This window comes from Amycolatopsis sp. NPDC003731 (assembly GCF_053586895.1).
Genome location: NZ_JBSFNC010000234.1, coordinates 1 through 9,973 on the forward strand (window position 1 = coordinate 1; position 9,973 = coordinate 9,973).

General features: G+C 69.5%; 8 protein-coding genes and 1 pseudogene. 7 read left to right on the forward strand and 2 right to left on the reverse strand.

From position 1 onward, the window contains the following. A pseudogene (locus tag ACWDN5_RS44690) lies at nucleotides 1-206 on the forward strand (hypothetical protein); the annotation flags it as partial. 52 nt (nucleotides 207-258) lie between these two features. Here the strand turns inward: ACWDN5_RS44690 and ACWDN5_RS44695 are convergent. After that, nucleotides 259-624 carry a hypothetical protein gene (locus tag ACWDN5_RS44695; protein ID WP_449680537.1) on the reverse strand — a complete coding sequence of 122 codons (366 nt, stop codon included), beginning with the start codon at nucleotides 622-624 and terminating at the stop codon, nucleotides 259-261. 54 nt (nucleotides 625-678) lie between these two features. Beyond that, entirely contained in the window at nucleotides 679-1,305 is a 627-nt protein-coding gene (locus ACWDN5_RS44700; protein ID WP_449680539.1) for a hypothetical protein, read from the reverse strand. Nucleotides 1,306-1,528: 223 nt separating this feature from the next. Here ACWDN5_RS44700 and ACWDN5_RS44705 point away from each other — a divergent pair, with 223 nt between their 5' ends. The 6 genes from ACWDN5_RS44705 to ACWDN5_RS44730 all read left to right on the forward strand — a co-directional run bounded on the left by ACWDN5_RS44705 (nucleotide 1,529) and on the right by ACWDN5_RS44730 (nucleotide 9,860). Next, nucleotides 1,529-3,718 carry a BTAD domain-containing putative transcriptional regulator gene (locus tag ACWDN5_RS44705; protein ID WP_449680540.1) on the forward strand — a complete coding sequence of 730 codons (2,190 nt, stop codon included), beginning with the start codon at nucleotides 1,529-1,531 and terminating at the stop codon, nucleotides 3,716-3,718. Next, nucleotides 3,715-5,490, forward strand: a complete 1,776-nt coding sequence (locus tag ACWDN5_RS44710) for a type VII secretion-associated protein (protein ID WP_449680541.1) — start codon at nucleotides 3,715-3,717, stop codon at nucleotides 5,488-5,490. The genes ACWDN5_RS44705 and ACWDN5_RS44710 overlap by 4 nt, the downstream gene beginning before the upstream one ends. Before the next feature lie 53 nt (nucleotides 5,491-5,543). After that, the gene (locus ACWDN5_RS44715) at nucleotides 5,544-5,741 is read left to right on the forward strand and encodes a hypothetical protein (RefSeq protein ID WP_449680542.1); all 198 of its coding nucleotides are present in this window, start codon (nucleotides 5,544-5,546) and stop codon (nucleotides 5,739-5,741) included. Nucleotides 5,742-6,529: 788 nt separating this feature from the next. Then, nucleotides 6,530-9,064: a DEAD/DEAH box helicase gene (locus ACWDN5_RS44720; protein WP_449680543.1), complete on the forward strand. Its 2,535-nt coding sequence runs from the start codon at nucleotides 6,530-6,532 to the stop codon at nucleotides 9,062-9,064. A gap of 75 nt (nucleotides 9,065-9,139) precedes the next feature. Beyond that, nucleotides 9,140-9,565 carry a hypothetical protein gene (locus tag ACWDN5_RS44725; RefSeq protein ID WP_449680544.1) on the forward strand — a complete coding sequence of 142 codons (426 nt, stop codon included), beginning with the start codon at nucleotides 9,140-9,142 and terminating at the stop codon, nucleotides 9,563-9,565. 97 nt (nucleotides 9,566-9,662) lie between these two features. Further along, nucleotides 9,663-9,860: a hypothetical protein gene (locus tag ACWDN5_RS44730; RefSeq protein ID WP_378194406.1), complete on the forward strand. Its 198-nt coding sequence runs from the start codon at nucleotides 9,663-9,665 to the stop codon at nucleotides 9,858-9,860. Nucleotides 9,861-9,973: the final 113 nt, after the last annotated feature.

The window sequence follows — 9,973 nt, forward strand, 5'->3', positions numbered from 1 at the left end:
GGCATTCCGCGGCAGGACCAACGCAGACCACCCGGCTGAGCGAGCGGGACCTGCTCGCCCTGATGCTCGTCCCGTCCGGGAACAACGTCGCCCGGCTGCTCGCTCGGTGGGACGCCGGCGCCGGCATCAGTCGTCAGTGGCTGCATAAGCAGTACGTGCGCCGCGGCCGCAGCTCAGAAGACCTCGGCGCCGAACTCGGCTTGTAGCTGCGAGGAAGACCGGACGCGGCCCACGCCCGGCCTTCACCCCCGCTTCCATTCAGCAGTTGACGTAGCTCAGCCTGACCGGCGGCCATCCGATCTGTGCAGATGACTTGAGGCACCGGCCGTTGGGCGGGCCGAGGCGGACGAAGTCGGCCCAGACGTACTGGGCGACGTACCGACAGGCACCCCGCACCAGCGGTGGGGCGATGTCGCAGGTGTCGCGCAGCGCGCTCGCGGAGACCACTGCGGCGGCGTACATCGCCTGGGTGAGCGGCCGGTCGAAAGTCGCGCCAAGAGCGCGGGCAGTGGGCGCGGCTGCAGTGATCGCTGTGCCGCGGTCGGCCCAGGCAGATGGTACCGGCTCGGCGTTCGCAGCCGCCCCGATGCCGAGCACACCAACGGCCGCCGTCGCGAGCGACACCGCGGTCCTGCGTACCAAGCTAGAAAGCATGGTAGTTACCTCCAGTCCAGTATTTTATTGAGCGGTGCAGTAGGCCGGGCCGACGACGGGCTTGACGATCCGGACGCCCGTACCGGCGGAGTTGCAGTAGTAGATCGCGGCGGAGCCAACGAGCGCGACGGCGGCCACTACGCCGGCGGCAACGGGGCCGAAGATCAAGGCGAGCACGGCCGCCGCACTGCCACCACCCGCCAACGCTGCGGCCACGCGGTTGGCGTTGGTCGAATCCAGCCGCACCTCGATACCCCACCAGTGGATGTTGACCCTGTTCACTCCGGCAGCCAGAACGCTGATCACGTCCCCACTGGCTCCGACCAAGCCCATACTCAGGTCCGGCCGGGCGACCAGCACGCCGCGCTGGATCAGGCCGTTGATCCCGGTCATACCCGCGACGACCTGCGCATATAGGTCGGTGGGCACGCCTGCCCTGGCGGCCGACGGGGCTAGCGCGAACGTTCCATCCGCACGGAGCAGCAGATGCGGCCTCAGCTTGGCGATGGAGGCCTCGAAGGCGTATGGCTTCGCGATGGGCGCGTCGCCGGCCGCTGAAGTCGTGACCGCGGCGGGCCTGGGTACCGCGCCCGTGTCGGCGGTCGCGGTGCCCAGGAACGACATCAGGGTGGCGACCACCATGAAAAGCACGGCCAATGGTCTTTTCATATTTACCCCTCAGGGAATGGGTACAGGACGATCGAGCAGTGCGGCGGCCCGACCTGGTTCCCCAAGCCCCCTCTGGCCGGGCCGCCGCGGTGGCAACAGTGGGTGGTCGGCGTCGAGCAAACCCATCGTGATCGTGGAATCTCCCGGTCAGATGCGCTATGCAGGAAGCGGTGGTGCCGCGCGACGCGGCCGAGGGGTGATGGCGATGAAGCTTCGAGTGCTGGGGGATGTCGAGGCCTGGATCGAGGACCGGCGGATCGAGGTGGGGCACGTGCGGCAGCGGTGCGTGCTCGCGGTCCTGGTGATGGAGGCCAACCGAGTCGTGACGGTCGATCAGTTGCTGGAACGGGTGTGGTCACAGCACCCGCCCCGCCGGGACAGGCAAGTGCTGCGCACGTATCTGTCCCGGCTGCGGCTGCTGCTGTGTCCAGCCGGTGTGGCTATCGAACGGCGTCCCACCGGCTACGTGCTGCTCGCCGCCCCGGACACGATCGATGTGCACCAGTTCCACCGGTTGGTCACCCAAGCCCGTGCTGCCGACGATGACAAGCTAGCCCTCGGGTTGTTCGACCAGGCTTTGGGACTGTGGCGGGGCGAGCCGTTCGCCGGCCTGACCACCCCCTGGCTGGACACCGTGCGCGCCGGCCTGACGAGGGAACGGGACGCCGCGAACCTCGATCACATCGACGTGGCACTGCGCCGCGGCCAGTACACCTCACTGCTCCCCACACTATCCACTTTGGCCAGTGATAACCCATTTGATGAGCGAGTTGCCGGACAGCTGATGGTGGCGTTGTACTGTGTCGGCCGCCAAGCCGACGCCCTGGCGCACTACCAGCACGCACGCAAACATCTGGCAGAGGAACTGGGCACCGACCCCGGCCCACAGCTGCAGCAGTTGCACCAGCGCATCCTCGACGCCGACCCCACCCTCACCCCGCCGCCGACGGCGATCAACAGCAGCACAGCGGCGGAGGTGGAAAGCCCAGTGCCCCGGCAGTTGCCCGCGCCGCCACAGTGGTTCACCGGCCGCGGCACCGAACTGGCCCGCCTCGACGAGGCGCTGACCGCCGAACAAGAGGAGGTCCCGCAGCAGTCAGGGACACGCGCCGCCGCGGTGGTGATCTCGGCGATCGGCGGGGCGGGCGGGATTGGCAAGACCTGGCTGACCCTGGCCTGGGCGCACCAGCACACCGAGCGGTTCCCCGACGGGCAGCTGTTCGTAAACCTGCGCGGGTTCAGCCTGACGCAAGAGCCGATGGCGTCGGAGGTGGCGGTGCAGGGATTCCTCGACGCCCTGGGAGTCGATCCCGGCCGGATCCCGACCGACCTGGACGCGCAGGCCGCGCTGTATCGGAGCCTGGTCGCCGACCGGCGGATGCTGATCGTGCTGGACAACGCCGCCACCACCGAACAGGTCGTCCCGCTGCTTCCGGGCAGCCCGACCTGCACCGTGCTGATCACCAGCCGCCATCGGCTTGCCTCGCTGATCGACCGGCACGGCACCCGCCACCTGCAACTCGACGTCCTGACCCATGACGAGGCCCGCGCCCTGCTCGCCGCACGTCTCGGCGCGGACCGCGTCACCGCCGAACCCGGCGTCGTCGACGAGCTGGTCGCGCTGTGCGAGGGCTATCCGCCGGCTTTGTCAATCACCGCCCGCCACGCCGCCACCCGCCCCGACGTCCCGCTGACCGAGATCGCCGCCGAACTGCGCGAGCTCGGCCTGGAGATGCTCGACCATAACACCGACGGACGAACGATACTTCGCGACCGTCCAGGCGTGCCTGATCCGAACGGCCAGCCGGGGCTTGCACCGCTGCCGAACGGCTACCAGTACGACGTTTTCCTCAGCTACCGCCGGTCCGGACCGGGAAACGCCGCCATGTGGGTGCAGCAGCACTTCCACCGGATGCTCGAGGACTGCTTGGCGGATCAGATCGGCCAGACCACGGTGTTTCTCGACACGAGCGCCGAGACAGGCGTCCATTGGCCGACCATGGTCCAGGCTCTCGCACGCAGCAAGATGCTCGTGGCCATCTGGTCGCCGCCCTACTTCGCCTCGCGGTGGTGCCTGGCCGAGCTGGAGACTATGCTCGCCCGCGAACGCGCCCTCGGCGGACGGACACAGCTGGTGTATCCGATTGTCTACTCCGACGGCGATACTTTCCCCGAATGGGCCAGGAAGCGCCCGAGCCGGTCAGTCCACAAGGTGTCCAACCCCTTCCCGTCCTTCGAGGGATCGCACCGGCAAGCGGATCTGTACGACGAGACGTGCGCCATCGCAATCGAGCTGGCCGTGCAGCTCGCCCGGGTACCGCCGTGGCGGCCGGACTGCGACGTCCCACTCGTTCCGCCGCGGGCTCCCATCGCATTCCCGGTGTATGAGCCATGATCTTCACGTTCACCACCGAAGAGCCGAACCGTCCGTTTGGCCGTCTGGCCTACAAGGTCGCGGTGCAGTTGGCCCGGTGGCGCTACCGGGTCCTGTACGTCGACTGGAACACGTCCGACAAGGCGGGCGGCGTTGCCGACCTCATTGCCGATCGGCTCGATCCGCTCGACGCCGTGGGCACCGTAAGCCTTCGAGGATCTGATTCGGTTGACGTCATCGTCGGTGGAAGGGTCGACCGGCTACCCGCGAACCGGGAAGACTGGGCTCACGCCTACGCCGACGGAGTCGCCGAGTTCCTTGAGGAATGTGCCGAACGTTGGCAAGCAGTCTATGACGTTGTGGTCATCAGGGGCGGGCGGCGGCCGGGCGATCCGAGCCGGGCGATCGCGGTGGCGCATCTGCCTGACGCGGTAGTGCTCGACTGCCGCGGTGCAACGGCCGCGGCTATGCACGTGGCGAGCGCGAGCCGGGACCTGCTGCCCTACGGCCGAGCCCAGCTGTTGGTGCTGCCGCTGCACGGAAACGCTGAAGACTACGAGCGATGGACATTGCCCTGGGTGCACGCCACAGTCCGGCCCGAGCGCGTGGCCGACCTCGCCGCCGGGGACATCCGGGTAATTGCCGCGCTTCTGGCCAACGGGCTCGCCGGGACCGACCTGCTCGTCGCCGACCCGGCAGCGTATGTGTTCGCCGCGAAACACCACGACGGTGTCGTGGAAGCGGCCCGGGCCGTGCGTCCGGAGCTAGCGCGGCTGGCTCCCGAGCGTGAAGACCTCGACAGGATCCTCCGCAAGTTGCTCACCGCGCACCCGACACCCGTCGCCCGCCTCCGCGACGTCCTGGTGTCCGACGCCCACCTCGACACATGGCTGGCGGAGCTGCTCGCCGACCTCGAATTGCGGCCGCCGGACGCTCGGACGTCGCCAAGCGCCGACGCCCCCGTCCGCCACCAGTGCCCGATCGACAGCAACTACGTCTGGTATCGCCACGGCAGCGAACCACTACCAGAGTGCCCCGATCACCAGGTGACTTTGGAAGCCGCGCCCCTGGCAGGTCGCGTCGCCATCGCCGCCGCCAAAAGGTTGTCGATCGCCGACCGGGACAGCGTATCGATCGCGACCAGTGACCCCGGGACCCGACCGGCTTCGGGGCCTGTGCATGAAGCGCCAAGCCCCCTTGACGCTACGCCATTGATCCGCGACCTTTCCTGGAAGACCGGCAACCGGCGCCGGCTGTGGGGCGTGGCCGGTGTCGCGGTGGTCGTCGTGGCCGCGCTCGTCGTCGCCGGGATCTTCGTGGTCCGCGACTCCGGCACCCAGGCCGAACCCGGCCGGACACTCTCCCAGTACGACTTCGAGTTCGTCTCGCCCGAGGACTGGGTACAGACCGACGAGAGCGTCGCCCAGCGGCAGGTCGTCATCCACCCGCAGGATTCCCGTGACGGCAACGACCTCGTGGTCGTGCAGGAGTACGTCATGGACTACGACGCGACCGCCGCCCGGCAGAAGCTCGTCGATGAGCTCAAGCGCAGCACGGACACCGATCCCGCGCGCTGGAGCGCGTTCAACCCGAGCCTGACCTACGCGGGCCGCACGGTGATCGGATACCACGAGAGCAAGCCGGACCGACCCGACCTGCAGGTCGACTGGTACGTCGTGGCGCAGGGCAAGGTCCGGGTCCACGTCGGCTGCCAGTACGCCACGGCGCAGCTGCGGGCCCGGGTCGCCGCCGCCTGCGCGCAGGCCGTGCGGACGGTGGAGATCCTCAACTGAGAGGGGGCACGCGGTGCCGTCCGAAGAGTTCGAGAGCGCCGCGGCGTCCTGCGGTGTCCGGTGTCGACGCGTCCGGCGCTCCGGAGGAGGTGCTCACTGATGCGGTGAAGCCGTTGGTGGACAGTGGGGCGGCGGTGCTGGTCCAGTTCAGCGACCCAAACTCGCCCGGCGTGCGGCCGACCCGGCGCTGGGAGAACGAGACCAACGCGCGGCGTCCGGAGCGGCTGGCGCTGTTCCGGCGCTGCAGGTGACACGGTCCGACATGGTGATGAGGGTACCGAGCGGGCACCGCGCTGGGTCCGAACCGATCGCGCGGCGTCGACTACCTGGTCAAACCGGTCGTCGGGTCGCGGGCCTTCAGCATGTGCTGCTGCTGACGACGACCGGTGTGGCCGCGCCGCACTAGGGGCACCTGGTCCGCGCCTCGGCTAGTTGGGACCCTCGGGGATGTCCTCGGCGCGGTTGAACACCCGCGTGGTGATGATCTCGCCGGAATTGCCGGGCTGGCTGGCGGTGACCACGCCTTGCTCGGTGTGGGGCGGCGATGCTCCTGCTCCCCGTCCTGCCGAACAGCAGGAGCCGCAGGGTGGGCGGGCTCCTTCGGCAGCTCCGCGGCTGGCACACCGACCTCGCGCAGGCTCTCGCCAGAACCGACCAGCCGGATCCCGCCCCGCGACTGCAGGACGCCCGACGACAGGCCGAACGAGCCTGAACGCGTCGGCTAGCGTCGCGACGCGCGCCTCGGCAAGAGGCTCTCGCCCCTCGGCCGGCGTTGCGTCGGCGGTCTCCTCCTCGGTCACGACCCCGACCCACGGCTCGCTCCCCGGGAGATAAGTCTGCCGGCGTCGGTCCCGGCTTCTGCTGACGCTGGTGCCTGTGCCCCAACGCCGGGAAGCACGCGTTCGCCCCGGCCAGCACGGAGATCGTTTTTCCTGGTCAAGTGCCAGGCGCTGGTCAGGTAACAGGCGGCACGGCCCGCCGGAGCGCACCCGACGCCCGGTAAAGTCATCGCCTCGCCCAGGCGAAAGGACCCGCTCTCGTGTCGCTGGACTGGAACCGGATCGGCTCGTCGAGCCCGCAGCTACTGGTGCAACCGCGGGACATCTTCGCGGCGCTGCCGAACAAGCCGTTCTCCTACTCCTACCTGCGCCAGGAGCAAGGCGAGGTGCTGGAGGGCTGGTTCGCGCGCAAGGACCTCCGCGACGTGGTGATCAAGCAGAATACCGGTGGCGGCAAGACGGTGGTCGGCCTATTGATCGCGCAGAGCACCCTCAACGAAGGCGTCGGGAAGGCGATCTACCTCGCGCCCGACACCTACCTCGCGGCGCGGGTGCGCGAAGAGGCGCAGCGGCTGGGCCTGCCGACCGCCGAGCGACACGACGACCCGACCTTCCTGGCCGCCCGCGCTACCCTCGTCACCACGTTCCAGAAGCTGATCAACGGCCAGTCCGTCTTCGGCGTCGTCGGCGGCCGGCATACCCCGCTCGACCTCGGCGTCGTGGTCGTCGACGACGCACACGCCGCGCTCGCCACCACCGAGGGGCAGTTTCGGCTCACCATCCCGGTCGACCACGCGGCGTACGCGCCGTTGTGGAACCTGTTCGTCAACGACCTGGTGCAGCAGAACCGCAAGGCGGTGGCGGACATCAGCGAAGGCGAGGTCAGCGCCGCGGTGCCGGTGCCGTTCTGGGCGTGGGCGAGCAAGCAGGACCAGGTCTGGAGCATCCTCCAGACCTTCGCGGCCGCGCGGGACGAGGCGTTCAAGTTCGCTTGGCCGCTGATCGCCGACTGCCTGCAGCTGTGCACCGTGATGTTCAGCAGCCGCGGCATCGAGATCCAGCCGCCGTGCCCGCCGATCGACAAGATCCCCTCGTTCGTCGGCGCCCGCCGCCGGGTGTACCTCACCGCGACCCTGTCCGACGACAGCGTGCTGGTCACCAACCTGAAGGCCGACCCGAAGAACCTCGAGCACGTCGTCACCCCCGGCAGCGCAGCCGATCTCGGCGACCGCCTGGTGCTCGCGCCGGTCCAGCTCAACCCGAACCTCACCGACGATGCCATCCGGCAGTTGGCCAAGCAGTTCTCCCTCGGCGACCGCGACGGCGACGGCATCCCCGAAACCCGGCCGGTGAACGTCGTGGTGCTCGTGCCCAGCGGCGCACAGGCCGCCCGGTGGCGGGGCCTGGCCGACCGCGTCCACTACGTCGGCGACCTCGAAGCCGGCGTCGCCGAGCTACGCGCCGGGCACGTCGGCCTGGTGGTCTTGGTCAACAAGTACGACGGCATCGACCTGCCCGGCACCGCGTGCGAGATGCTGGTCATCGACGGCATCCCCCGGCCGATGTCGGCCGCCGACCGCCGCGAAGCCGCCGCGCTCGTCGACAGCCCCACCCGCCGGGCCCGCGACGCCCAGCGCATCGAACAAGGCATGGGCCGCGGCGTCCGCGACGTCGGTGACCACTGCGCGGTGCTGCTGCTCGGCGCCGGGCTGGCCATGGCGGTACACGACAGTACATCGCTGGAGCTGTTCTCCCCCGCCACCCGCGCGCAGCTGGCACTCAGCCGCGACGTCGCCATCCAGCTCTACGGCCACGGACTCGACGGCATCCGCAGCGCGCTGTCGGTCTGCCTGGACCGCCACCCCGAGTGGGTGCAGCGCAGCCGGTTCGCGCTCGCCTCCGTGCGCTACCGCAACATCGGCGCCGTCCGACCCGAAGCAATCGCGGCCCGCGAAGCGTTCGACCTCGCCGTCGCCGGGCAGACCAGCCAGGCCGCGGACCGGCTGCAAACCGCGATCAACGGCCTCACCGACCCCGCTCTACGCGGCTGGATCCGCGAGCAGAAGGCCGGCTACCTGCACTTCACCAACCCGGACCTCGCCCAGCAGCAGCTCGGCGCCGCCATCCGGGAGAACCCGATGGTGCTGCGCCCCACCGTCAACGTCGACCTCCGCCCATCCCGCCCGGCCGCGGTGCAGGCTCGCGCGGCCGCGGAGTTCCTGGGCGCCACCTACGCCGATAGCACCGCGCTCGTGCTCGGCGTGCGCGCCGTGCTCGACGAGATCGTGTGGGCCGAGGAACTCACCGACCAGGCCGAAGCCGCCTGGGAGAAGCTCGGGCTGCACCTGGGATTCGGCAGCACCCGCCCGGAACGGCTCTACAACACCGGCCCGGACAACCTGTGGACCCTCACGCCCACCAGCAACGCGGTGATCGAGCTGAAGACCGGCGTGGAGCTGACCTGCACCGGCATCGCGAAGAAGGACGCCGACCAGCTACGCGGCGGCCGGCAGTGGAACACCGACACTTACGGCGCCGTCACGGCAGTGCCGGTCATGGTCCACCCGGTCGACGTGTACGAGGCGCGGGCGATCCCGATTCCGCAGATGCGGGTGATCACCCCGGCCAAGCTCGAGGAGTTCAAGACCGCGATCGTCGCGTTCGCCACCGCCCTGACACAAGGACAGAACCTGTGGCGCGAAGAGCAAGCCGTCGCGCAGCAACTGGCGTATCAAAAGCTCACCGGCGACCGGATCATCCCCGCCTACTCTGTGGCAGCGCGCCTGCCGAAATGAATGGCGGATGGAGCGGAAGAACCCGGGCACGTTGACTGCTACTTGCCGTCGTCGATCACGTATTTTATCCGCCCCATGAACAGGCTGACGGCGGCGGCGAACCCGGCGCCGTCGGACAACGCCCAGCGCGTCGACACCGTGACCTGGACTCTGCCCGCCGACGCGCCGCCCGCGCAGCTGGAGGCGACGATGGAGACACTGCTGCGCCGGGACTCCCCCGGAGCCCTGGCCGACGAGTTCGTCACCGACGACACCAGCACGCCCACCGGCTTCGAGACCCTCGTCGCGACGGTCCGCAAGATCTCCACGACCAGCCCGACCGCGGTCAGCGAGGCCTTCGCCGCGGTCGCCGCCGACCACACCGCGCCGGCGAAGCTGGACGAACTGCTCTACGCCCACCGCGGCGCCGGCCGGGCCCTCGCCGACCGCCTGCAGCAGCACGGGCCGCCGCCTGATTCCCGTCGTCCACCGGCGTCCCCGCCCCCCACTGCCAGGAAGTGACCCAGGTCACTAATCAAGAGGTGGGGGCCTCGAACGACTTCTCCATGAACGCAGCAGCACCGGGCGCGGCGTCCTACACCGAAGGGTGCAGTTAAGGATGAACGAGAACGACGAAGCGTCCACCACGCCGGCGCGCGGCCAGTCAGTTGTCGCGGACGTGATGCGGGAGAGGTCCCGCCGGGCGACGATCACCTCGGCGCTCGAGCGGCTCACCCGCACGGGCGGGTCGATCGAGGTCGACCAGAGCGGCTGGTCCGCGTGGATCCCCGACCAGCGGCCCGACGACCCGCAGTGACCGACGAGCAGTCACGCCCGGACTCCGCCTCGCCACCCGAGTCGGAGTCCGCGGCGTTCTACTACCGGCACATCGCGGCGGTGAGCCGGTTCGCGCCCACGTTGAGCCGCAGC

What these genes read in the sequence shown, in the direction of transcription:
- ACWDN5_RS44705 (WP_449680540.1), top strand. Translation starts at nt 1,529, where the DNA reads ATGAAGCTTCGAGTGCTGGGGGATGTCGAGGCCTGGATCGAGGACCGG.
- ACWDN5_RS44725 (WP_449680544.1), top strand. Translation starts at nt 9,140, where the DNA reads ATGAACAGGCTGACGGCGGCGGCGAACCCGGCGCCGTCGGACAACGCC.
- ACWDN5_RS44730 (WP_378194406.1), top strand. Translation starts at nt 9,663, where the DNA reads ATGAACGAGAACGACGAAGCGTCCACCACGCCGGCGCGCGGCCAGTCA.
- ACWDN5_RS44710 (WP_449680541.1), top strand. Translation starts at nt 3,715, where the DNA reads ATGATCTTCACGTTCACCACCGAAGAGCCGAACCGTCCGTTTGGCCGT.